Source organism: Microbulbifer sp. CnH-101-G (assembly GCF_052466775.1).
In genome coordinates, this window is record NZ_CP174292.1 from 2,696,068 (window position 1) to 2,721,137 (window position 25,070).

23 protein-coding genes are annotated in these 25,070 nt (G+C 50.1%); 6 read left to right on the plus strand and 17 right to left on the minus strand.

Annotated elements, in window-relative coordinates:
- Positions 1–123: 123 nt before the first annotated feature.
- Genes ACJJID_RS11890 through sdhC form a run of 4 tightly spaced genes read right to left on the minus strand, consistent with a single transcriptional unit; the run spans position 124 to position 3,360 of the window.
- Positions 124–828, minus strand: coding sequence for a succinate dehydrogenase iron-sulfur subunit (locus ACJJID_RS11890; protein WP_252082928.1), 705 nt, complete (start codon positions 826–828; stop codon positions 124–126).
- Positions 829–847: 19 nt separating this feature from the next.
- On the minus strand, positions 848–2,620 hold the full coding sequence (sdhA, locus tag ACJJID_RS11895; RefSeq protein WP_444919679.1) for a succinate dehydrogenase flavoprotein subunit: 1,773 nt from the start codon (positions 2,618–2,620) through the stop codon (positions 848–850).
- 3 nt (positions 2,621–2,623) lie between these two features.
- On the minus strand, positions 2,624–2,992 hold the full coding sequence (gene sdhD, locus ACJJID_RS11900) for a succinate dehydrogenase, hydrophobic membrane anchor protein (RefSeq protein WP_152454471.1): 369 nt from the start codon (positions 2,990–2,992) through the stop codon (positions 2,624–2,626).
- Positions 2,986–3,360: a succinate dehydrogenase, cytochrome b556 subunit gene (gene sdhC / locus ACJJID_RS11905; RefSeq protein WP_444919680.1), complete on the minus strand. Its 375-nt coding sequence runs from the start codon at positions 3,358–3,360 to the stop codon at positions 2,986–2,988. The genes sdhD and sdhC overlap by 7 nt, the downstream gene beginning before the upstream one ends.
- Before the next feature lie 441 nt (positions 3,361–3,801).
- Here sdhC and gltA point away from each other — a divergent pair, with 441 nt between their 5' ends.
- The 5 genes from gltA (at position 3,802) to ACJJID_RS11930 (ending at position 10,433) form a co-directional block, all read left to right on the plus strand.
- On the plus strand, positions 3,802–5,091 hold the full coding sequence (gltA, locus tag ACJJID_RS11910) for a citrate synthase (protein ID WP_444919681.1): 1,290 nt from the start codon (positions 3,802–3,804) through the stop codon (positions 5,089–5,091).
- A 319-nt stretch (positions 5,092–5,410) separates the two neighbouring features.
- The gene (locus ACJJID_RS11915) at positions 5,411–5,947 is read left to right on the plus strand and encodes a hemerythrin domain-containing protein (protein WP_152454474.1); all 537 of its coding nucleotides are present in this window, start codon (positions 5,411–5,413) and stop codon (positions 5,945–5,947) included.
- Positions 5,948–6,488: 541 nt separating this feature from the next.
- Positions 6,489–8,519: an FAD-dependent oxidoreductase gene (locus tag ACJJID_RS11920; protein WP_444919682.1), complete on the plus strand. Its 2,031-nt coding sequence runs from the start codon at positions 6,489–6,491 to the stop codon at positions 8,517–8,519.
- Positions 8,520–9,872 (plus strand): cytochrome c3 family protein, encoded by a 1,353-nt coding sequence (locus ACJJID_RS11925; protein WP_444919683.1) that lies wholly within the window; start codon positions 8,520–8,522, stop codon positions 9,870–9,872.
- Between the two features lie 12 nt (positions 9,873–9,884).
- The gene (locus ACJJID_RS11930) at positions 9,885–10,433 is read left to right on the plus strand and encodes a Tll0287-like domain-containing protein (protein ID WP_444919684.1); all 549 of its coding nucleotides are present in this window, start codon (positions 9,885–9,887) and stop codon (positions 10,431–10,433) included.
- 546 nt (positions 10,434–10,979) lie between these two features.
- Here ACJJID_RS11930 and ACJJID_RS11935 read toward each other — a convergent pair.
- The gene (locus ACJJID_RS11935; RefSeq protein WP_152454478.1) at positions 10,980–11,189 is read right to left on the minus strand and encodes a DUF3820 family protein; all 210 of its coding nucleotides are present in this window, start codon (positions 11,187–11,189) and stop codon (positions 10,980–10,982) included.
- A gap of 152 nt (positions 11,190–11,341) precedes the next feature.
- Here ACJJID_RS11935 and ACJJID_RS11940 point away from each other — a divergent pair, with 152 nt between their 5' ends.
- Positions 11,342–11,611 carry a hypothetical protein gene (locus tag ACJJID_RS11940; protein WP_444919685.1) on the plus strand — a complete coding sequence of 90 codons (270 nt, stop codon included), beginning with the start codon at positions 11,342–11,344 and terminating at the stop codon, positions 11,609–11,611.
- Between the two features lie 147 nt (positions 11,612–11,758).
- Here ACJJID_RS11940 and ACJJID_RS11945 read toward each other — a convergent pair whose 3' ends face one another.
- The 12 genes from ACJJID_RS11945 to ACJJID_RS12000 all read right to left on the minus strand — a co-directional run bounded on the left by ACJJID_RS11945 (position 11,759) and on the right by ACJJID_RS12000 (position 24,314).
- Complete coding sequence (locus ACJJID_RS11945; RefSeq protein WP_152454480.1) at positions 11,759–11,944, minus strand: hypothetical protein; 186 nt, start codon at positions 11,942–11,944, stop codon at positions 11,759–11,761.
- A gap of 663 nt (positions 11,945–12,607) precedes the next feature.
- On the minus strand, positions 12,608–13,300 hold the full coding sequence (locus ACJJID_RS11950) for a MaoC family dehydratase (RefSeq protein ID WP_282933835.1): 693 nt from the start codon (positions 13,298–13,300) through the stop codon (positions 12,608–12,610).
- A gap of 67 nt (positions 13,301–13,367) precedes the next feature.
- Positions 13,368–14,126 (minus strand): 4'-phosphopantetheinyl transferase family protein, encoded by a 759-nt coding sequence (locus ACJJID_RS11955; protein WP_444919686.1) that lies wholly within the window; start codon positions 14,124–14,126, stop codon positions 13,368–13,370.
- A gap of 9 nt (positions 14,127–14,135) precedes the next feature.
- Entirely contained in the window at positions 14,136–15,323 is a 1,188-nt protein-coding gene (locus ACJJID_RS11960; protein ID WP_444919687.1) for a hypothetical protein, read from the minus strand.
- A 4-nt stretch (positions 15,324–15,327) separates the two neighbouring features.
- Positions 15,328–16,095, minus strand: coding sequence for an outer membrane lipoprotein-sorting protein (locus tag ACJJID_RS11965; RefSeq protein ID WP_444919688.1), 768 nt, complete (start codon positions 16,093–16,095; stop codon positions 15,328–15,330).
- 19 nt (positions 16,096–16,114) lie between these two features.
- Positions 16,115–18,460: an efflux RND transporter permease subunit gene (locus tag ACJJID_RS11970; RefSeq protein ID WP_444901112.1), complete on the minus strand. Its 2,346-nt coding sequence runs from the start codon at positions 18,458–18,460 to the stop codon at positions 16,115–16,117.
- Positions 18,457–19,524 (minus strand): flavin-containing monooxygenase, encoded by a 1,068-nt coding sequence (locus ACJJID_RS11975; RefSeq protein WP_152454485.1) that lies wholly within the window; start codon positions 19,522–19,524, stop codon positions 18,457–18,459. Before ACJJID_RS11975 ends, ACJJID_RS11970 begins: the two co-directional genes overlap by 4 nt.
- Positions 19,524–19,796, minus strand: a complete 273-nt coding sequence (locus tag ACJJID_RS11980) for an acyl carrier protein (protein WP_444901111.1) — start codon at positions 19,794–19,796, stop codon at positions 19,524–19,526. Before ACJJID_RS11980 ends, ACJJID_RS11975 begins: the two co-directional genes overlap by 1 nt.
- Before the next feature lie 21 nt (positions 19,797–19,817).
- A complete protein-coding gene (locus ACJJID_RS11985; RefSeq protein WP_444901110.1) occupies positions 19,818–21,527 on the minus strand; it encodes a fatty acyl-AMP ligase in 1,710 nt (569 codons plus the stop codon).
- 12 nt (positions 21,528–21,539) lie between these two features.
- Positions 21,540–22,721: a cysteine desulfurase family protein gene (locus ACJJID_RS11990; RefSeq protein WP_152454487.1), complete on the minus strand. Its 1,182-nt coding sequence runs from the start codon at positions 22,719–22,721 to the stop codon at positions 21,540–21,542.
- A complete protein-coding gene (locus tag ACJJID_RS11995; protein WP_444919689.1) occupies positions 22,718–23,098 on the minus strand; it encodes an iron-sulfur cluster assembly scaffold protein in 381 nt (126 codons plus the stop codon). Before ACJJID_RS11995 ends, ACJJID_RS11990 begins: the two co-directional genes overlap by 4 nt.
- Before the next feature lie 28 nt (positions 23,099–23,126).
- Positions 23,127–24,314, minus strand: coding sequence for a LuxE/PaaK family acyltransferase (locus ACJJID_RS12000; RefSeq protein WP_152454489.1), 1,188 nt, complete (start codon positions 24,312–24,314; stop codon positions 23,127–23,129).
- Positions 24,315–25,070: the final 756 nt, after the last annotated feature.

The window sequence follows — 25,070 nt, forward strand, 5'->3', positions numbered from 1 at the left end:
CCTCCCCTTTTTAATTTAATACCGGCCGGAGCCGGTTTATGTCATTCGATCAGCGCCTTACCTGGCACCGGGCCCACCCGAGGCGGGCCCTGATGAAAGTCATCTCGTGACTTTCAACAATCCCTATACCGCGCGTGTCAGCAGCATATTGCGAATATGGCCAATAGCGCGGGTCGGGTTCAAACCCTTCGGACATACGTTGACACAGTTTTGAATGCCATGGCAACGGAACACACTGAAGGGGTCGTCCAGGTTGGACAGACGCTCATCAGTGGCCAGGTCGCGGCTGTCCGCCAGGAAACGGTAAGCCTGTAGCAGGCCGGCCGGGCCGATAAACTTATCCGGGTTCCACCAGAAAGAGGGACAAGCGGTGGAGCAGCAGGCGCACAGGATACACTCGTACAGGCCGTCGAGTTTCTCGCGATCCTCTGGGGATTGCAGGCGCTCAATCGCCGGTGCCGGGGTATCATTCTGCAGGTACGGCTCGATCTTCTTGTACTGCTCGTAGAACTGTTCCATATCCACAACCAGGTCGCGGATCACCGGCAGGCCCGGCAGCGGACGCAGAATCAGTTTACCCTTGGGGGCAGCTTCAGACAGTGGCGTAGTGCACGCCAGACCGTTGCGGCCGGAAATGTTCATACCGTCGGAACCACACACACCTTCACGGCAGGAGCGGCGGAAGGACAGGGTCGGATCCTGAGCCTTGAGCAACTCCAACACGTCCAACACCATCAGGTCCTTGCCCTGGGTGTCGAGCTGGTAGTCCTGCATGTAAGGCGCTTTGTCGGTTTCCGGGTTGTAACGGTAAATGCTTACTTTCAACATACTCTATTCCGCTCCCGAATCAGTAGGTCCGAGCTTTCGGTTCAAAGGCTTCCATGGTGGTCGGCGCGAAATTTACCGCACGCTTGCCCACACGCTTCTCAGCTGGGAAGTACATGGAATGACACAGCCAGTTTTCATCATCGCGCTCCTGGAAGTCTTCGCGGGCATGGGCGCCGCGGCTCTCAGTGCGGGTCTCCGCGGCAATCGCGGTGGCCTCGGCAACTTCCAGCAGGTTTTGCAGTTCCAGGGCTTCAACACGGGCGGTGTTAAAGGCGCGGCTTCTGTCGTCTAAGCGTACGTTCTCGATACGCTCGCGCAGGTCGGCCAGCTTCTTCACACCTTCTGCCATGTAGTCGCCGCGGCGGAATACGCCGAAGTGATTCTGCATCACGCCCTGCAGTTCTTTGCGCAGATCTGCCGCCTTCTCGCCGGTCTCATTGCTCTCCAGGCGGTTCAGACGCGCCATCGCCGCTTCCAGATCGGACTCGGAAGCTTCGCGGTGTTCGATACCTTCACGCAAGGCCTTCTCGATAAACAGACCGGAAGCACGGCCGAATACCACCAGATCCAGCAGTGAATTACCACCCAGGCGGTTGGCGCCGTGTACGGATACACAGGCAACCTCACCACAGGCGTAGAAGCCGTCGATGATCTGATCGTTGCCGGCAGCGTCCTGGGTCAGGGCCTGGCCGTGAACGTTGGTCGGGATACCGCCCATCATGTAGTGACAGGTGGGAACAACCGGAATCGGTGCTTTAACCGGGTCGACGTGTGCAAAGGTCTTGGACAGTTCACAGATACCGGGCAGGCGGCTGTTGAGCAGCTCTTCGCCCAGGTGATCGAGCTTCAGGAATACGTGATCGCCTTCCGGGCCGCAACCGCGGCCGTCGAGGAGCTCGAGCACCATAGAGCGGGCCACAACGTCGCGGGAAGCGAGGTCTTTGGCGTTGGGCGCATAGCGCTCCATAAAACGCTCGCCGTCTTTATTGATCAGGTAGCCACCCTCACCGCGACAACCTTCGGTCACGAGTACACCGGCACCATAAATACCCGTCGGGTGGAACTGCCACATCTCAATGTCCTGCACAGGCATGCCTGCACGTAGGGCCATACCCACACCGTCACCGGTGTTGATGTGTGCGTTGGTGGTGGAGGCGAAGATACGGCCGGCACCACCGGTGGCGAATACGGTCGCCTTGGACTTGATAAAGACCACTTCGCCATCTTCGATGCACATGGCGATCACACCCACCACGGCACCGTCCTGGTTCTTCACCAGGTCAATGGCAAACCATTCATTTAGGAATTCGGTTTGGTGCTTAACGTTGTTCTGGTAAAGAGTGTGCAGCAGCGCGTGGCCGGTACGGTCGGCGGCAGCACAAGTACGGGCAGCTTGGCCACCGCGGCCAAAATCTTTGGACTGACCACCGAAAGGACGCTGGTAAATACGGCCCTCTTCAGTACGAGAGAAAGGCAGACCCATGTGCTCCAGTTCAAATACGGCCTCAGGGCCTACGGAACACATGTATTCGATCGCTTCCTGGTCACCGATATAGTCGGAGCCTTTAACGGTGTCATACATGTGCCAGCGCCAATCATCATTGGGGTCGGAGCTGGCAATCGCACAGGTAATACCACCCTGGGCAGATACCGTGTGAGAACGGGTTGGGAATACTTTGGTGATTACCGCAGTCTTGTAGCCGGACTGGGCCATCTGCAGGGCCGCGCGCATACCCGCGCCGCCGCCGCCAATCACAATCCCGTCAAAAGAAATAGTTCGCATGTTCGCCATTGCTTATACACCCCAAAGAATTTCAATGCCCCACACCGTGTAAAGCACGGCAATCGCAGCCAGGATCACTTCCACGAACAGACGCAGAACAGTGGCCTTACCGCCCATCACCCGATTGGTGATGTAATCGGTAACCACGGACCAGAGACCAATCCAGGCGTGAATCACGGTGGACAGCAGGGCGACCAAGCTGAATACACGCATCCAGCGCTGGGCGAACAACTCAGACCAGGCCTGGTAGCCAAAGTCTTTGGTGAAAAAGATAAAGCCCACTATAAAGAGGACGTAAGCGAGCAGTATCACTGCGGTGACGCGCTGGTAGAGCCAGTCGAAAGTACCGCTACGGCCGAAGCTAGTTACTGTTCTTACCACAACCATACTCCCACTAAAAGAATAAGGATTACACTCACCACCAGCACGGCAATAGCGCTGCGGCGACCACCTTCGAAGCTCTCACCCATACCCAAATCCATAAACAGGTGACGCACACCGGCCAACAGATGGTAAATAAGAGCTGCCAGGGAGGCCCACAAAATGAGCTTGGCAGGAATACTGTTAAATGCCGCCGCCATATCGGCGAAGCCCTGTTCGGATTCCAGGCTGGCATCGAGCATGCAGAGCAACAGCGCCACAACGGCGAAGAGCACTACACCAGATACACGGTGCAAAATGGAAACCAAAGCGGCAGCGGGAAGCTTTATAGTGGAAATGTCTAAATTGACAGGTCTGTTTTTGTTCACAGGAAAAACACCTTGTTGCCCTGAACGACCGGGCGCCCGTTAGCTTTTCAAATGGAGGGACGAGCTGCTTGCTGATCACTTTGCACTCGACCTGATGAAGCCTTGTACAAAGTAGCCGTACCATGGCGCAAGCCGCGCGGATTATAGGCATTCAATAGTCAAAACACAACGAACGCCTTGTAATACGCCAGCTCAGCGGGCCTCGCAGGAACAGGATTTGAGCCAACGGGATTTCCACAGATTTTTGTGTCCACCACCAGGCAAAAGCTCTACCAGTCAACGCTGTCGCCGGATATCCTGTTGCTAGCAGACTGGTCGTCCACTCCTTTGGGTTTGACAATTTGCGGCGCGGCACTTAAGTTTGGCCCCGCTCAAAAGGCCGCCAGCACCTGAAAACACTGGGAAAAGGCCGCCATAAGAACAGTTTTTTAGGAGTCCGCAATGTCCGATAAAAAAGCGCAACTCACGGTCGACGGTATCGACGGTGCTATTGAAATGCCCGTACGCTCCGGCACCCTCGGCCCCGATGTTGTCGATGTCGGCAACCTGACCGGCAAAGGCTTATTCACCTACGACCCGGGCTTCGTATCCACTGCCGCATGTGAATCCAAGATCACTTTTATCGATGGCGCCAAAGGTCAACTTCTGCACCGCGGCTACCCCATCGAGCAGCTGGCAGAGAAGTCTGACTATCTCGAGACCTGCTACCTGCTAATGAACGGCGAACTGCCCAACGCCGAGCAGAAAAAAGATTACGTGGACACCATCATGTCCCACACCATGGTGCATGAAGCCCTGGTGAACTTCTTTAAAGGTTTCCATTACGACGCTCACCCGATGGCGATGCTGTGCGGCGTGGTTGGCGCTCTCGCCTCCTTCTACCACGACTCTCTGGATATCACCAACCCAGAGCACCGTGAGATCTCCGCACACCGCCTGATCGCCAAGATGCCGACTTTGGCTGCCATGTGCTACAAGCACTCCAAAGGCCAGCCCTTCATGTATCCGGACAATAGCCGCAGCTACTCCGAGAACTTCTTGCACATGATGTTCGGCAACCCCTGCGAGCCCAGCAAGATCGATCCGATTGTCGCCAAGGCAATGGATATCATCTTCCTGCTGCACGCCGACCACGAGCAGAATGCTTCAACCTCTACCGTGCGTCTGGCCGGCTCCTCTGGCGCCAACCCCTTCGCTTGCATCTCTTCCGGTATTGCCGCCCTGTGGGGACCGGCACACGGCGGTGCTAACGAAGCGGTACTGAACATGCTGCAGGAAATCGGCGACGAGAGCCGCATCGACGAGTTTGTGAAGCGCGCTAAAGACAAAAACGACCCCTTCCGCCTGATGGGTTTCGGACACCGCGTTTACAAGAATTTCGACCCGCGCTCCCGCGTAATGCAGGGCATTTGCGACGAAGTTCTGGGAGCTATGGGTGCCGAGAACGATCCGCTGCTGAAGATTGCCAAGCGCCTGGAAAAAATCGCGCTCGAAGACGATTACTTCGTCGAGAAGAAACTCTACCCGAACGTCGACTTCTATTCCGGCATTATCATGAAAGCGATCGGCATCCCCACCGATATGTTTACCGTGATCTTTGCCACCGGCCGCACCTCCGGCTGGATTGCACATTGGAATGAGATGATTTCCAACCCGCATAAAATTGGCCGTCCACGCCAGCTTTATACCGGCTATACCCAGCGCGATTACCTTCCGCTGGAACAGCGCTAATAGAGCCAAAAATAAAAAACCCGGCAATGCCGGGTTTTTTATTGTCTGAAATAAACAGCCACAACCAGGTTAATACCCAACAAATTTAAGATAGTGCAACAATCAACACCGCATCCGGTTGTGACACGCATCACAATTTTAAAATAATCATCCCGTTGCAACTCCCGCCATACAGTAAAAACCCTGTCATGCAATGTAAAATCCGCGCCTCCCGGACCGGGTGAATTTGCACTGTAGTTCCCATACCACAGCAGCCACCTGCCCGCGGTTTTCCTTACTCGCACAATTCACAAAATTAAAACTATCAAGGGCACAGCATATGCTTAGCTTCATCTCCGGTATGTTCCGAGGTAGCAAGTCTTCCGACAGCGTCGACCTGGAAGAAAAATACACTCGCAGCAACTATGCCAGCGCCAAGGGCAGCCGAACCATTTCTTACGATCCAACACTGATCAAGGCGCTGGAAGATGACCATCGGACCCTGATTGGCATTTTCCAACGCATGTGGTCTGAGGGTTATGAAAAACAAAACTATCGCCAGCTCTCTCAGCTACTGACTCAATTCAAGTCCGGCTTTCAGGCACACCTGATCAAGGAAAATGTGCGCTTTTATGTCTACCTGGAGCAGGCTCTTGCCGGTGATGCGCACACTCTGCAGGTCGTAAAAGACTTCCGCACAGATATGAATGAAATCGCCAATGCCGTTGTGCAATTCTGTAAGCGCTACAACCACGAAGCCTTCACCCCAGAAATGGTTCGCGACTTCAAAATGGATTACCAAAAAATAGGTGAGGCATTGACTCGCCGCACCGCGCTGGAAGAAAAGGAACTTTACGTTCTCTACCAGCCATCCTAAGAAATTATTTTAAATAGAGGAACCAATTTCGTTACTCGACTTTTATAGGAATTGGGCACAAACCAATAAGTGAGTAACAACTTATCTGGCAAACACTCTGTAAAAATATCTGCGACCCACAGGGACGGGGCGCATATTTTTTTAGCCACCTTGAAGCCTACACCCCATGGCTAATCAAACTTACCCACCTAGTAGGTATTGACAGTAGGCTGCCTAATAAAAAAGGTTTTCTCAATATAAAAAATAAAGCACGCATAAACGGGCCGACCGCTACTGTGCAGCGACAACGCTCAAAAAAAAGCGAGCGATAACAACAGCTTAACAAAACTTTCCAGCCAGACCTCCCTTAACTCCCCCTTATCTACCACCATTTCTATTCAAGACTAGACGTTTATTTAATTTTGTTTAAACATATGGAAACTAGAATTTAAAAAAACTTACAACGGTGGAATATTGGTCTAGAAAATTCTGAAAGCTTTGTGGCTTAAAAAAAAGAATGACAAACAGGCCAGTATTAAAAGCCGGGGGATTCGGGGGAAATATGACTGAACTAAAAAGTTCAGCTGCTCGTCAATGTTCACCAGATGGCGCCCGCACCAGCGACAGCGGCTATCCAATATATGTGATTGTAGGCACTGGGCCAGTCGGCGTCCGCTGCGCACAAAAACTGCTTGAGTTCTGTGACGAAGCGCAAGTTGTCATCTATGGTGCCGAAACAGAATCGCCCTACAATCGGGTAAAACTTTCTCAGTACCTATCCCGTCATGTAGAGCGTGAGGAACTCGATAATCCCATTCTCGGCAAGAGTGATCATCGGCTCGCAGAATATATCGATCGAAAAATCCTCTCTATCGATCGCGTCAAAAAAACGGTAACGGATGCTGCCGGCAATATTCAGCCCTATACCAAGCTGATCCTGGCCACTGGTTCCAACCCGAAGATTCCCGCAGTCCCCGGTGCGGATCTACCCGGCGTTTATCCGTTTCGCAGCCTGCGTAACACCAATGACCTGATTGCCCTGCGGGAACGACACGCCGATATATGTGTGATCGGCGCCGGCGCCCTGGGACTGGAAGCGGCAACCGCACTAAAAACACCGAAAAATACTGTCACGCTACAATCTCGCGGCAAATTACTGAGCGGCCTATTGGGTGAAGAAGGTGAGGAGTTTTTGAAATCCTCCCTTGCCGCCCTTGGTGTGGAATTGAAAGTTGGCTCAAACCTGAAATCCATTGAGCGGCAAGGGGAAAAATCCACCCTGCAGTTCGCCGATAGTGAGAACCTCAGTGTCGATGCTATTGTTCTCTGCACTGGCATTCAGCCAGAAGTCTCTCTCGCCCAACAGGCTGGGCTCGAAATTGACAGAGGGGTAGTTGTCAACGAATGGATGCAGACTTCCGACCCGGATGTCTACGCCATTGGGGAGTGCGCCGAATTTGACCAGAAGGTTTATCAGCTGGTTCGCCCCGGCTACGAGCAGGCGGAAAGTTGCTGCTCGCATATTCGTCGCGACCATGGCGGCGAGATTTTAGAGCGCCCCTACTCCGGCAGCTATACAGATATTCAACTCAAGATCGCCCATATTCCCTGTGCCATTATGGGAGATGTTGCCTCAGACAACCTTCAGCAGCAGGAAGGTTTGCAGAGCCATGTTTTCCGCAACCGCTTCAAGGGTATCTATCGCAGACTATTTGTTAAAGATGGACGCATTCTCGGTGCTATTTATATCGGAAGTTGGGACGAGGCAAACAGCCTGCGCCAAGCCGTGGCGCAGGAGGAAAAAGTCAGTACGCGAGCACTGAAACAGTTTGCCGACGAAGGCCGACTTTTCGGCCAACAGACTTCAAACAGTATTAAGAGTTTCCCCGACAGCTACCTGGTGTGCCAGTGCAATTCCGTCAGCAAAGGCGAGTTGTGCAAGGCGATTTCCGAGGGCAAACGCACACTAAACGAACTGCAGCAGGCCACCACCGCAGGTTCTGTCTGCGGCAGCTGTCGCCCCTTAATGGCCGAGCTACTCGATGCGCCTGTGCCCAACCTGGTCATGCGCCATGCCAAGGGCATACTGATTACTTCGATCATTTCCCTTCTCTTGATTACTTTGTCATTCCTAATGCCGCCCCCACCGATATCCGACTCTGTGCAGAGCGGCCAGTTTTGGGAAAAACTCTGGTATGACAATTTCTGGAAACAGGTAACCGGCTACACCATTCTCGCACTGTGCTTGTTTACTGCCGCGCTGAGTCTGCGCAAACGCTGGAAAAAACTTTCCTACGGACATGTGGATCACTGGCGATATGCCCACAGTATCACCGGAGTGATTGCCGTGGCTGCCCTTGCTGTCCACACCGGCTTCCGCATGGGGCAAAACCTCAATCTTGCACTCATGCTCGTCTTCCTTGGCGTTACCGCTACCGGTTCCCTTGTCGGCGTCTTTATGGCCCGCAACCATCACTGGACCGACCTCAGGTTGCGTGAACACCGCAAATGGTGGTCATACGTTCATTACGCCTTGCTTTGGGCACTGCCGGTACTCCTCGCCTATCACATTCTTGCGGTTTATTACTTCTAAATGAAATCTTATCAATTTAAATTTTGGCACTACGGCCTGCTGTTGACCCTGGTAGTGGGCGCTTATGCTTCGTATAACCTGACTGCAGATGACAAGTCCCTGTTTATCACCGGTGAACCCACGCATGGCCACCACCAGATAGAGCTCGCTTGCACCTCCTGTCATACCGATGGTTTTGCCGGTGAAGAATCTATTCAACAGTCTTGCCTGAACTGCCACGCGGAGGAACTGGAACTGGCCGATGACTCCCATCCCCGCAAAAAATTCCTCGACCCCCGCAATGCTCAATTGCTGGAAACCCTGGATGCGCGCCAATGCATCAGTTGCCATACGGAACACAAGCAACAAATTACCCGCGAAATGGGCGTCAGCCTGGCCGGAGACTTCTGCTTTCACTGTCACAGCGAAATTGCCGAAGAGCGCAGCAGCCACCAAGGCATGGGATTTGAAACCTGCGCCAGCGCCGGCTGCCACAACTACCACGATAACGGCACCCTCTACGAGGATTTCCTAATCGCCCATGTAGGGCAACCGGATCTACTTGAGGATGCAAAATTACCAGCGCGTACCGCCATGCAGTCCTGGTTGCAGGAACACCCGAATAGCAAGCCATTACAGTTGCAGCAGGCAGATATCCATGAAGAAACTGCAACTGCAGAAATCGCTACGGCCTGGGCACAGAGCCCCCACGCACAGGCTGAGGTGAACTGCAGCAGTTGCCACGCCGATGGGCAGATGCAATTTACTAGTACGGAAGTGGTAGAGCAGTGCGCAAGCTGCCATAGCGACCAGCGGGAATCCTTTACGCAGGGAAAACACGGTATGCGACTTTCTTCCAAGCTACCGCAAGAGTTTGTCCAGCAGGTCGGCGCTATGACGCCGAACCAGGCCTGGATACCCATGCAGTCTGACGCCTCTGGGGAGTTGAGCTGTACCAGCTGTCACAGCCCGCACGATGTCGATTTACAATTCGCCGCAGTGGAAGCCTGTCTCAGTTGTCACAGCGATGAACACAGCTTGGCTTACAAAGAGTCACCGCACTTCGACACCTGGCAGGCAAACTCAGATAACGGCGTCAGCTGCGCCAGCTGCCACTTGCCAAGGGAAACCCACGGTGAGCAAGTCGTAGTTAACCACAACCAGAATCACAATCTCCGCCCCAATGAAAAAATGTTACCCGTCTGCCTGAACTGCCATGGGGCGGAGTTTTCCCTGGCGGCTCTCGCAGACAAAAAACTGATCTCACAGAATTTCAAGCATAAGCCCGCGGACAAACACGAAACGTTTGACTTAATTCGCGATCGCATTGCGAGAATTTCCAATAGCAAAAAAAATGAAACCAAATCCCAATAGGAGGGGAACACTATGCGTATTGCCGCTTGTTTTATCGCCGGACTGGCTCTACTTACTGGCTGTGAAAAAAACCAGGGAGTAGCGCCTGAGCGAATGGCGGATGCCATCTTTGCCGTTATTGAGGCAGATAGGGCAAACTACACCAACAAGGTAGTTAACCGTTTACAAAATGAAGAAAAAGTCTTAGATGCCGATGAGCATTGGCAGGATAAAAAACTGCTCCCTCTGCCCGCACAAATGATGCGCATGGGCGCTGAGCGAGTTGCAGAAAAAGGTTCTGGCTTCAGTTATGCACTGCTATCTCTGTGGCCAGTGAACAAACAAAACAAGCCTCGTACCGAAATGGAAAAGCAAGGCCTGCAGTATGTCATCGACAACCCAGGTGAAAATTTTTACGGCCGTGAGACACTGGGTGATACCGAATACTTCACCGCGGTTTACGCCGATGTGGGCGTTTCCCCAGCTTGTGTCAGCTGCCACAACGACCACGCCGACAGCCCACGCGATAATTTCGAACTCGGCGAAACCATGGGTGGCGTGGTTATCCGTATACCACTCTAATCCATCTCTTGAGATCGCTTAGATAACCTGAACCCCGGCACTAACTTGTCGGGGTTTTTTCTAGCGCCCTCCTAAGCTCCCAGCCCAATAAGTATCAACTTCTTCTCCTCAAGAGTTTTCAATACTCTAGATATCAATTTCGTGAAAAATAAGCAGGAAAATATCTTAAATAAGAAGGCAAAGAGAAATATTGGAGATTATAGGAGATATGGAGAGAAGATTTGAAAAGCACAATTAATTAGCGGCCGAATTCATTTCGACCGCTCCCTCTTTAACATGACTGGCTCTACTCCCGCTCTAACCTCGCTGAAATCATTTCAAACCAGTGGTCACCCGCTGTGGGCCTATTTCCGGGTAAGTCCAGTCTCCATTACGGACCGCTTCTTGTTAACGCTTCGCTCCGCAAAGCTCACCTAGGCACTTATATAATAGGCTCACATTAAAGAAGATCAAAGTGAACGCCTTGGCATAACACTATGCCTGGCAGTCTAAAAAATCAACGTTGAGAGAGGTTTATACAACGAAAAGATAAACTGAACAGCTGAGTTATTTTAACGGCGTAATCAATCCCTCAAGGCCTTCGATCTTGATCTCCAAAGTCAGGGCCATCAGCTGCCCCAATTTCCCCTCTGGAAAGCCCTCTTTGGCAAACCAAAGCAGATACTCCTCGGGGAGATCAATCAACGGCCTGCCCGCATATTTACCGAACGGCATTGGGGTTCGTGCAATATCAACCAACTGCTGCTTTTCAAACATCGGAAAATCCTTCAAATCCCTTATTTTGTACTATAAGCGGCTAACAACTTAGATATTTGTTGCTGCCCCACCCCCACCCTACACTGGCTGCGAAATAATTCGGTCAGTTTTGCCGAATCTCTATACCTTAAGCATCACTGAAAGAGGTGACTATGCGTATCAAAGCCATTAAATATCTCTGCCTCACCGCAGTGTTGACTGCGGGCCTTGGCGGCCAGGGCTGCGCCAATATGAGTGATACTGACCGCCGCATAGGAACCGGCATCGGTGTTGGTGCCGTAACCGGCGCTCTGATCAGTGGTGGCCGCCCCGGTGGTACCGCGGCAGGTGCAGTTATTGGTGCGGGTGCCGGCTACCTTTATGATAGAGACAGAAAGCGCAGAGACTACTATCGCTATCGCGGTCGCTACTATCGTTATTAATTCTTAGTGGAGAATAGATAGGCTAGGAGCAGTTGCCTGGCTTATCCCGCGGTGCGGCTAGCCGCACCGCGGGATATCCATGAAGAACTGGGAATTGACCACAAAATATCTCTGCCTAGGAGTTAGCGCCTTTCCAGACAAACCAAACTAGAGCAACTTGGTCTTGGTTTTTCCACACCGCTCACAAGAGTATTCGGTAACGAGTTTACCCTGCTTCACATCAAATTTACGCTCGGTGACCACTTTCCACTTGTGGAAACCTTCCCGGCAAAGAGTGCTCCCCTTATGCTTCTGCCAGGCAGTTTTTCTTTTAAAAGGAATCACATCTCCCATATCATGTTCTCGCACAATAAAGTTTGAACACTAATTTTATTTTGGAACAATAAAGTTTGAACACTAATCACTTCAAGAGCCTAACTGTACCTTTGGGGTATCAAACAGGTGAGATAAATGAAGAGGTAAGTTGCTTCAAATTACACATACATACCGACAATTTTATCCTAAAAAAAGAAAAAATTAGATATAGCATACCAAAAAAAATCTTTATCCAAAAAATTTTTTCTATTTATTTGCTTATTGGTTGGTTACACATCTAGCGCTCATACCTCATCATTACAAGTGAACCACTCGATCTTTGATGGAATCCATCTAGATTTGTAGCAACGCAGCCACTAATCCTCGGCAATGGAGCGCTCAGTCAGAAAGGTCAGAAATAGAAGAGTTATCTAGGTGGTAAAGACACGTCTAACGCCGCCCCCAGCTGTATTTCCCTACTTAACCAGGGAAATTAATAAACCCCAGCCCCCATAGCCTCTGAAATTCCCTATCAGATAGCAGGAATACACCTTTCGATAATCACAGATACTCAAGGTTCATATCTCTATCCAGAGATGGCTAATTCTGCGCTCTTGCAAGAGCGATCAATCGAGAATTACTCTCCTCCCAGTTTGCCTATGATAATTATAAGTGCCGGGAGGGTGCGCGTGCATTTTGAATTCAGAAGTAAAGTTTCAGCACACTATCCGCAACACAAACCAGGCGACCTGAACCTTCAACCTCTACCTCAATATGATTGATCATTTCCACACTACGCTTCGATGGCACCAGGGACTTTAAAGTCGTACGAGCTCGGATACGATTGCCAGTCTTAACTGGATAAGGAAAACGCACCTGTTCAAGGCCGCAGTTTATAATCATTCTAGCTTCAGGGTAAGGCGGTTTTTCCGGATTGACAGCATCGGTGAGCTCGGGAATTAGCGATAGGACCAAAAAGCCGTGGGCAATTGTGCCTCCAAACGGCGATTCAGCCCTTGCTCGTTCTGGATCAATATGAATCCACTGGCGGTCCCCAGTTACTTCGGCAAAACTGTCAATGCGCGACTGGTCAACTACAATCCAGCGCCCAATATATATCTGCTGACCAATACGTGCTTGCCAGTCTTGGTAGAAAGCGATGGCCTTAGGGTTCTTAATGACTTGTAATTCACGATTGGTAGCAGGATCAACAACCGGCCCAGCTTTCGAAGTCCAGGAATTTTTAAGCAAGTTACTGATGTAATAGGACAACTGATGCAGGTGATTATCATGGGTGCTTTTGAGGTCCAAATTGTTAATCCGAGCCCTAAGCAACCTTTCCTTTTCCCTGATGTACTCAAGCACGTCCATCATCTCATCCTGTATTAATGACATTGAAGCAGCGTAACTGGACCTAAAATTAATTTTGTGCGGCAGCTACTTCCAACTCCACGTCTAGTTTCTAAAACGCCTTGCGGCTGAGTAGGTTAAAATGGTTTGGTTCCAATCGACCCAAAGGCGACAACGCCGGCGACTCCATCGCTACACAAAGCCAATAGCGTTGCGCCAACGTGCAAAGGTTAAACCAAAAGCTCCCCCTTTCTCTTACCTTACACTCAAGCCACGTGGCTGGTTGCGAGTTAAGCAAAGATACAAGATCAAACTCGATCGTAGAAAAAGGCAGTCGAAGCCCCAAACCACACGCTTTGGACACAGACTCTTTAATGCACCAAACCCTTGTTAACAATTCACAATGAGCAGCGCTTGGGATAGTCATTACCTGGTCATATTGCTCTGGACTAAGTAAATGCCTGAAATTTAGACCTGAGCCTAGTTCACGAGCAAGGGGCTCCAGATCTATACCTGGATCAACGGTAGAGCTAAGCGCAATCGCGACCACACCACTAGCATGAGAAATACTAAATTTTATTGGGGCCACACTTTGGTTTAAAACTCTAGGCCTGCCTTGCTCATCAGGGAAAATTTCCCAATCTGCCGGCAAAATACTTACGCCACTTTTAGTGGATAAAACATAACGCAATAGGTAACGACCAAGCAGAAAATGTAGGCCCGCCGCTCGATTAACAATCCCACTATATCTTTTCTGCTCAGCCTCGCTAACTGTGGTGAAGACAGTTTGCGGATCATGCTTAATTAGAGTTTCAAACTCCTTCACGGTAGCAATCCAAAGACCTACATCCCTGTTAACTCCGGTCTTCATAGGGTCCGCTCAAAAAGAATAATGCAACTTAAACTCGATAAAATCCTCATCCCGTACTGGATACAGCCAAGTATCACTGCGGCCCACATTGAGGAATAAAAACGCCCGAGTTTCGATTCTAAAATAATCACTCAGACGGTGTTCTAAGCCTAAGTCGAGGTAGTTGCCATGACTATCGAAGTCATAACTTATGACTCCTCGAAATTCGCTGTCACCGGTATCACCGAAGCTAGCTCTAAGGCCGACAAAGAGATCGTTCTGACCTAATGTTTCAGCTTGCTCATCCCTATCGTCGATTAGATATTCGGCGATCAAGGACAGATCTTGCATACTATCCGGTAGCGAATAAATCGGGTGCTCAAGGCCAACGTTTGCAGCAAAGAAACCTTGCTCCAGTTCGCGACCAGTTTTCGCTTCCAACTTCAAGGTCGTGTCGCCGAGGAGATAAAGTGTGTCCAGTAAAAAATTCTCGGTTTCGATGTAAAAGGGAGTCAACATCGTCGCTGAAGGGCTAGGCCTTACCAGTAGTGGCGCCCGCCTAGTGCCTCTGAAGTAACCGATCCCTGTTTCTAAATCACCAGCGTAAAAATGGCCTCGCAGAGCAACATCTCCACCTCTATTCGAGCTTTCAAAAAGTGCCCGGTCCGAAATCGGTAGTCCGAATGACGGGCGCTCTGGAAATTCTCGCTCACGAAAAGTTGGCAGATAGAATATCGATAGTTCGCCGTTATCAAAACGCAGACCTAAAGATGCGAAGGTCTGCCCCATCTTTTCCTTTCCGTCGATAGCTTGGCGCAAGTCAGCCTGATTAAGTACATTGACTATATTCAGAGATTCAGAAACGCCCCAAAAGAAAGTACTAACACCGAGATTCAGCGATAACTGATCACGGCGCCAGTGAAGGCTGGCTTGGCGGATATCGGCATAACGACGCTCCCCATCCTGCTCATCCCAGCTACCAAACAACCGCAACTTATAGCCAGTATCACCAATATCCCCCTCAGCATTTGCTTCAATTTCAAGCCCCGGTCCGAAGCGGTAGCTATCATCAATGGCCAGCGACTCCTCTTCTGCAAATATACGAGCCGTGGCCGCGATATCAACAGAATACTTGTCAACCTTGACCTCTGCGAGGACCGGCATAATGGTAAGGCTTAGACACAGCTGCACCCAAAACGCTAAACGCAAGACCCCCATACCCTTAATCCCGGAGTGTATTGCGATGGAAATTCGCAACTGAGAGACCGGTACCAAACTCGATGCGGCTATAGCTTAAGATCGTTACGTTTCCACTCTGCTGATTATGCATAACCACCTCCATGGGCCTCCAATAACGATCGTCGTAGAGGCGAAAATCCCTTGCGGAAAAAGTCTTGAGCAGCGTTTCCTTACGGTCGAAATAGTCTATACGGAAGATACGTCGAGCACTCTGATCAACCCAGACCCGCTGCCGGCTATATGCAGAGTGAGAGTCTTCCGGCACTCGGTCAATTACGTCACAAACCAGGGCACCATCTTCGCATGATTCCTCTCTCACGTAGGTATAGCGGAAATCGTCGACCGCCTTATCAGACAAGTCCTCGAACGAAAACTCACTACCGACGAACGCACCACTCTTATTGCGAGATGAGATCCTCTTAATACGGGAATAGGCAGGCAAATATAACCACTGCTTATCGGTATCCTCTAACTGCGGATGCGTTAGAAGCGCCGTGCCCCGGATATCGGCAGGAAAATTGAAGCGGATTAACGATTTGTCTCCACCCTCGTGACTCTCAAGTGAGCTGATCTGCAGTTCACGTCGAGTTTCATCTCCGGCCCTGTTGCGTAGAATCATCGTCAATTCGGCAACACTGTCGCCGTAACCAAGGTCACGGTTATCCACTGCCACTGCGACCTCCCGCCCCTTTCTAACATCGCTAGCAGCGCCTTGAACCGGCAAACCGATTAGGCCACAAAGTATTGTCACTGGAAGGAGGAGACGGTAATCAGTTCGCATTATTTAGTTCCTTGTCGGTACGAAATTGCAGGTTCGACGTACGTGTCCTGCGCATAAAGGTTAGAACCAAGGCCGGTAGTAATATCAAGTCAAACACCAATGCCAACACAATAGACATCCCCGTGAGCATACCCATCTGAGCATTTTTCTCGAACGCCGAGGTCGACAATAGAAGGAAGCCTATCACTAGCAGCATTGAGCTAATCACGATCCCACCCATAGTCTTACTAATGGTTTCGCTTACGCTATCTTCAGGACTGAGCCCCCGCTTTAGACCGTTGACATACTGATAGAGGAAGTGAACTGTATCATCGACGATTATGCCGATCGCCATTGCCGACACCCCAGCCAGCCCCATTGAGATTTGACCATTAACGAGATACCAAAATCCAAATGCTGCCGCGACTGGAAGCAGGTTTGGAACCAAGCTCAATAGACCAATATCGAGTGAGCGGAATACCAGCATCAACGTCAATGAAATCACCACAAACGCTAGCGAGGCACCTTCAAGGAGACTTACAATATTTGATTGGCCAATGTGGGAAAAAATCACTGCGGGACTGCTGTGATAGATATCAATGGAGCGAGGTTGGTTTTGCAACAACCACTCTTCGACCCGTTTTTCAAAAGCAATTAAGCCCACCGAGCTTAGATTCTTTAATCGTGCAGTCAGTTTCACCGAGGATTTATTCAAATTCACCTGATGGGTCACATCACGACCAAACGGCAACGACATCTCGTATAGCAGGAACTGCTGTGCAGCGGTAATTGTATCGCCAGGTAACCGGTAAGAGTCCTCATCACCACCATTCATCAAACGGTTAAGATCCTTGATTCGGTGCAGGGGGCTTGCAGTTGTAAAAACTTCTGGCTGCTCATGTAGCCAGTCATCGAATGTATCAAGAAACTGTAAAAACTCTGGCTGAAACATACCGTTCTGCTCTGGTACCGAGAGCGAGTAATCGATTGTATAAATACCAGAAAAGTGGCGATCGATACGTTCAGAATCAGCACGGAAGGGCTGTGACTCATCAAAATAGCGGATTAAATCATCGTTTAATTGATTCAATGGACTGAGTGCAGCGACGCATAGGGACAAAGGTAGCATTAGCCACAATATCCGCCGGCGGTAAGCGATAACCCAGCCTGACAACAAAGCCATGCGATTAATCAGTCGGTTGGCACCTGTTTCCCGCGTTGAAAAACGAATACGCAACAGAAGCTGTGGTAGAACCGTCAACGACAAAAGTAGCGAGAAGAGCACACCTAAGGCAACTATATTGCCAAGATCTCGAAACGGCGGTGAGTCACTGAAATTCATCGCCAGAAAACCGATAATAGTAGTGACATGGCTCACCGCAATCGGCTTGAGATTGCGCCGGTAGGATTGCAAGACTGCTTCTTCACGAGAAACACCACTGCGTATCTGGCGCTGAATATAGCTGAGGATGTGGATGGCCGACGCTACTATCACCGTGAACATGATGATTGGAGCCGATACTGATGGCGCAGACAATTGAATACCGAGCCAACCAGCTAGACCCAAAGACCCTAGCAGTGCCAACACTACTACCGTCAAAATAGCGCCACCTGCAGCAGGTGATCCGAGAATCAGAGCAGCGCTGACCAGCACAAAAAGGATCATCAACGGTATCAGCGTGATGAAGTCTTTTTTTGCCGCCTGGAAAAAGGCACCGTTCATCTCCACCACACCGGTGACAAAAAAACGATGATCCGGATATTCCATCTTGAATGACTTAATCAATTCATCGACAGCACCGGTAACGGCTAGCACTTCGGCCTTATGGTCTAACCCTGGCAACCGAATGGTCGCATTGATCGCGGTAAATCGTCCGTTCTTACTAACCAAATTGCCAACCAAGTCCCTCTCACTACTAGCGGCAGTTTCAATAAAGGCGATCCTTTGCGGCGTCAATTCGTCAAGCTCGTAGACGAACTCCTCAATCAAAATATCATCGTCTTCAGCAGAGCTATAGGGGAAGTTCGTTAGCGAATCTACTCGAGAGACATGGGCCGTCCGCCACAACGCGCGTGTCATTTCATGTATAAGGCTCAGAGTACGCTGGTTGTAGATGTTGTCATCCACCGGTTCAATCATGATGAACACGTTATCAGTCGTGCTATAAGTATCTTGCATCTGCTCCAAGCGCAGTAGGTCACGATCGTTATCATCGAAGAAAACGCGATAATCACTGGCCAGCCCCATCCGTTTTAGGCCAACAGCCGACATCAATGTGAGCAACAGCACCAGCGCTAATAGCCACTTACTGGCGCCAGAGCGAATGATCCAATCGGTCTTTATATTTTTGTTCAAGGTATTTCTTTCCTTTCGGATAAAAATGCTCGCAGCGGCACCATTACTCGCTCTACATCCTTCTCAACCCCCATTACCAGCTCCGACGCTCGACAACTAAGCCATTTACGTCCCACTAAGAAAAGCCCAGGCTCTGGAGTCCTTCCATAGTTTTCAATGAAGCCCCTCTCATCGACACAGTGCGGCAACTTTAGCCAGCTCGTTCGGTCGCAATAGCCTGTTGCCCAAATCACTGTATCTATGTCATGCCAACCGACGGAGTCGAAACGGATTTGACGGCCAGAGCACTCCAAAGCACGGCCAACAATCTTTACGCCTTTAGCCTTCAGCCGTCTATTGTTGTATTCACCACAGGGGACAGGGTTACGCTTTTTTAATATCTTCGCGATGAGGCTGTTCTTATCGGCGGAAAGGATACGCAAGCGATCAAGCCACCAAAAAATATCACGTCCGAACAAACGGTTGGGAGGCAGGCCACGTGGGGAACCCGTGGCCAAAAACACATTGCAACGCCCCGCTAGCCGGTCCACGATCTGACGCCCAGTAGCACCATCCCCAATAACGGCAACAGTGTGGCCATCAGAAATGACATCGGTTGAGGCGAGACTACCGTCTAGCTGCTGCACCTCTCCAGCAAGTTGGGAACTTATCGCCGGCACCTGGGGTATCTGATTAGCACCAGTTGCATTGACGATACTGGTGGCGAGCAGAGACGTGCCGTCGGCAAGGTCGACCTGAAAACTGCCGTTCGAAAGGCGATCGAGACCAACAACTTCACAGCCTTCTCGAACCTGAAGATCAAAGTGGCCTGCATAGCTGACCAAATAATCAGCTATTTCTACTGTAGTCGGGAAGCCCTCAGGATCGCCCGGAAAGGCTAGTCCTGGCAGGGCACAGAATTGACGTGAAGTGAATAGCTTCATACCTTCGAGCCGGTTACGCCAAACGTCGCCAATACTATCCCGTTCAAGCAGAAGGTAGTTGAGATCAGCCTGCTGCAGCATTCGTGCGGTGTGAAGACCGAACTGGCCTCCACCGATAACTATGCAATCAAGTCGCGACATCAACTGCGCTCCAAAGCTGTTCTTGAAAAATTCTTTTCGAGATGTGCCACAAGAGCGTTAATCGTTGGGTAGTCGAAGGCTAGCGTCGGATCGACGTCAACAGAGAGGTGGTCCTCCACCATAGTCGATAGCTGGACATGGTCTGCCGAGTCTAGACCTAGACTTGAGAAAGAGGTGTCACTGTGCTTATCAATCGAAAATTCTGGTGTTTTAGCAGCGATAAAATCTGTGATCTGTTCCACCAGGTTTTTCATTCTAAATTCATTCGTCATCTTATATTTCCTATCAACGGTTCATGCGAGCTGCGCCTCTTCGGCTGCAATCAGATCCCTGCAGGCAGTCCTACGAACTTTGCCGCTGGTGGTTTTCGGAATACCGCCAGGCTTGACCAGCAAGAGCTGGTCGAGGGCGACATCATGTGCCAACATCACTGCCTCACGCAGCTCCTGTCGGAGTTCATCGTGGTTTCGGTTAAGAAAGGCGTGGCGGCGAATCTCAACAATGGCTGCCAGTCGGTTTTGGCCATTGCTATCCACAGTGAAAACCGAGGCTCCGTTATTGCCTGCCGCATCAGGATGGTCACTACAGGTACGTTCAATATCGTATGGATAAAGGTTGCGGCCGCGCAGGATTAACATTTCCTTGATCCGCCCGGTGATATACAACTTATTGTCACGGACGAAGCCCATGTCCCCGGTTTTGAGGTAATAATGACCGTCGCAGGGCGATATACGAGCACCGAATTGCTGCTTACTAATCTCAAGGTTGTTAAGATAACCTTGTGCTATTGAGGCACCACTAATCCATATCTCACCAATACAATCCTCATCTGCTAGCCGGCCACTCTCCGGATCAACAACCTTCAAAATCATCCTTGGCGTGATACGACCGCAGCTAACCACTTGACGCCCCTCACCAGTAGATTGCAGTCGACCAGAGTCAAATGCTGCGGGATCGAAAGCCAGGGTTTCAATGCCTACGCCTTTCGGTCCTCCAGAGACAAACAAAGTGGTTTCAGCCATGCCGTAGCAGGGAAAGAAAGCAGTAGAGGAAAAACCGTAAGGCTGGAAACGTTCAGCAAATATCCTCATAGTGTCGGCGCTGACAGGCTCAGAGCCATTCAAAGCCACCTTCCAGCAACTCAGGTCTAATCCCGATAGGTCCTCTCGCTCACCTATGAACTTGATGCAGTGCTCATAGCCAAAATTAGGTGCAGCAGAGCTATGAATTCGATAGTGAGATATCAATTCTAACCACCGGCGTGGACGCTGAACGAACTTCATCGGTGGCATGAAGACGTAGGTACCACCAAGGAACAATGGCTGCAGCATATGGCCTATCAGTCCCATATCGTGGAACTGTGGCAGCCAGCCGCCAGCAATTACACCTTCGCTGTGGCCACACGCCTGCTGGATAGCCAATTGGTTATCGATAATGTTGGCGTGACTTACCATTACACCTTTGGGTAGATCAGTAGAGCCTGAGGTGTACTGAACAAACGCCAACTCATCTGGAGCCGGAAGAGGTAACTCTACATCTTTAGCAGCACCAACCTGCTGCTCATCAATCCAGGCCTGGTCGCCCAAATTAATCGCCGGTAATTCTGCTAATTGCTCAAATAGCTGTTCACGAGTCTCAGCGGTCGTCAGAATGGCTTTGGTCTTTGCATCACCAAGAATACGAACAGTGCGCTCTAATTGCTGAGCATTGCGACTCAGGTTCAGGGGTACAGCAATGACGCCAGCCGCGAGGCAGGCGAGGAAGTTGACCACAAAATCAAGACCAGCAGGGAAAAGCAGAGCAAGCGGCTGGCCTCTATATCCGCGCTCGACTAACAGTCGGGCCCGTTCAAGTACCTGCTGATTCAGTTCACCGTAACTCAGCGATAGAGCACTATCAGGCCCATGAGGCTGGAATACGCAGGCGGTACGGCTAGGCTCATTAACCACGTGTCGGGCGAACTGATCCATGAAGCGCTGAGCTGGAAAAATCTTATCCGTCATGAGCCCAACTCCTCACCCTTTAAAGCTCATGCTTTTGAGCTGTGCCACGCACCGCTGCAATGAATCAACAAAACGATCTATATCATCAAGGCTGGTAAAGCGGCCGAAGCTAATCCTGATCGCACTTTGTATTTCTTCATCACTTAGCCCCATTCCTTGTAATACAGGCGATAGTTGACGGGTCTTGTTGTTACTGCATGCAGAGCCAATCGACACCACAATCCCATCTTTCTTTTCCATTAACAGAGCAAGCGCCTCACCCCGAATGCCTGGAATCGATAGGTTTAAGGTATTGGAAATCGCCCCCTCATAATGACTAGCACCATTGATATGTGTTTCGATAGAGGATTTGCCAAGCTGTTCGATCAAGTGCTGTTTGCACTTCAGACAGTGATGGTCCCAGTACTCAAGCTCCCTGCGACATTCGTCAGCAGCCTCACCGAGTCCGGCGATAGCGACCAAATTCTCGGTACCAGAGCGCATTGCCATCTCTTGTCCACCACCATGAATCAAGGGAGATATGCGATCTATATTCTGGATATATAGGCCGCCAATACCCTTGGGACCATAGAATTTGTGTGCGGAAAAAGAAACAAAATCAGCACCTAATGCCTCGACATCAAGAGGCCGCTTACCTACTGCTTGCACTGCGTCGACATGGAACGGAATGCCTCGGGAGCGGGTCAGCCTTGCCACCTGATCCACAGGTTGAATAACGCCGGTTTCATTGTTCGCATACATCATGGAAATCAACCTGGTGTCAGGCCGGATAGCTTCAGCGACAGCCTCAAAACTGACGGCGCCGCTCGGTCCCGGCTTCAAGCAGGTGACTTCGAATCCGAATTGGTGGGCGCAGTATCGGATAGTTTCTAGAACTGAAGGGTGCTCAATCGCCGTGGTTAGGATATGGCCGGCCCTACCCAGGTCGTTCATCAGGCTTCCTTTAATAGCCCAGTTATTGGCTTCAGAACCGCCGGAGGTAAAGAAAACTTTTTCCGGCGCGGTACCCAGTAGGCTAGCGACATGGGTCTTTGCTCGCTGGATTAGCTCACGATTACTGGTCGAAGGAAGCGTACGCCCAGATGGATTAGCAAAGAGCCGAAGCGCAGAGGACATAGCCGTAGCTACAGCCTCCGACACCGGGGTTGTGGCGTTGTAGTCGAAGTAACCCTCAATCGAGTGAGCATTTGTCATGGCATCACCTCCCGACAATCTTTGCCAACTAAGCTCAGCAACCTATGATGAAGCTGCTGCAAAATCTCAACACAATGGTGTTGTGATGGCTCTAGTTCACCAAGCATGCCTTCTATTTCGTTACTTGTTCTCCCGGCAAGCTGTTCCGGTGCCAACCCCTCAAGCGAGGCACAGAAAATGTTGGCCGTCGCCACCGAAGTAGCGCAACCCCAAGCTCTAAAGCGAGCACTGTCAATCAGTCCATTGGTGATGTTGATCTGAACGCGAATCCGATCTCCACATACTGGATTGCCAATTTCATATTCGTAATTGGGTTCGTTGATATCACCGACATGAGCCGGGTCGGAAAAGTTGTCAATGATGATGTCGTTGTACATGTTGTAGCTCCATCTTGGACAGCTGTAATTAGGCGACGACTGGACAACTGCCGCTAGCAGCCTGCTCTGCGTCCAAATCTTCAAGCCGCTTATCTAAATTAACCGCACAGCAACCAAATTCTTTTGACTCAGGTAGGCGCATTACATACTGCATGCGTTGACCACTTCTTCCCGAACGACTCGCTTCAGGCAACAGTCGCACCAAGTCCTCAGTAAGCATGAAACCAGGCGTCGAACGTGCGAGAGGGTCAAGAATTGCCAATTGGCCGGTCTGGCCCGGTTCGACCTCTCGATCTAGTTGTTTGGGGTCTCTTACCGAGAAATGAACGAAGGGGGAGACATGCTTGATTCCATACTCATCGTCAATAGCAATGACATTGGATTCAACCAAGGCGTAGATATCACGGATCTGGCTCTCTTCAACGCCCAAGTACTCGATACATTCACTGTTGAATTCTGCACGTGACAACATCTGGCCTGAGAAGCGCTTCCACCCCCCAAGAGTGATGATGTAACTACTCTTATCGAGTTTAATTCGGGTGTTGGTAGCTTTGAGGTAGCTGATAAAACGATTGATCAGGAATGGAGGACCAATCAAATGGCGACTGAATTTATCATTCCAATCCTCAAGCTGTTCTAAGGCCTCTTCGGGCTTAAAAGATTCTTGCCGAACCATGAATCTATGAGTGTCCAGTAGACCTGCGAGCATATTGAGCGCCTTGATCATGCCCATTTCAGGAATTTCCTCGGTTGAGGGGCAAAGATAAAGGCCGGCACCTTTGGAGATCTTTAGGAATTCGCGATACATCGAGTAAATCCCCAGCACCGCATTGTCAACGGTGTCTGCGCAGCGGCGCGAAACGCTGGGAATACCAGAGGTACCTGTGCTTCGCATTTCTAGCTCTACATCACGTAGGCTGACTGAAAGTAACTTATGGCTATCGTTTGATTTAAAAAGCTCAATGGGAATCAGAGGTATTTTGATCAGGTCAGCTGGAGTTGAGATCATATCCGGTGTCACTCCTTTGCTATCGCAAGCGGAGCGGAAAAAAGCATTGTTCTCATAGTGATAAGCGAATGCCTCATGGATCAAGCCTGTCTTGAAATCCAGTAAGTTATCCTCTGTCATCGAATAGAGTTCCGCCACAGATGACAGTGCCACCTTTAAAGGGTCTAACCCGTTTTCCTTGAGTATGTTTTGTAACTGTATCGACATTTCAATCTCCGTTTTTAAAGTCAAATAAGACACGGCCTCAATCGTCTATGCGGAGGCATTTAGGCTATTTTTTTACTGTTTTAATCAAGCTGATATATATCAAAAAACTTAACAAAAACCTCAAAGCTTGAATTAAGAATGGTTTAAACATCAGAGAATTTAGAACTCGACTGAAAGACCACCCATCCGGGAATCATGCCGGGTAAACCTGCCGGGTAAATCTGCCGGGTAAACCTGCCGGGTAAACCTGCCGGGTAAATCTGCCGGGTAAATCTGCCGGGTAAATCTTTGACCACCATCAAGAGCCTCTACTCATCGATTCTATTTATTATTTTCCGAGAGAAATATTAAACACATTAGAAATTTTAACAATCACTTCAAAGTAATTTTCTTTATTTTTTTATTTTTCTTGCCGCGCAGTATGGTTTTTTTTGCTACATGACCAGCCCATCTCACTTACACCCGCTTACAATCTTACCCCTTCAAATTACCTCTAAAAATTAGCCAGAACAATCGGTCCGCCAATCACATAAAAATCATCCTGCGATCATGAGCTCACAACAAAACGAACAGGTTTTATGCGTATTTTTTTTACTATTGAAGCTTGCACTCACACCTAACTCCGACTCCCAACGGGAAACCCAAGAAAACTCCTTGCCGCCAATTACAGCAAATCACAGCTTATATTTTGGTAACATATTGTGACCAGCCAATTAACAAATATAAACTATTTGATGACAAGCTTACTGGAATTAA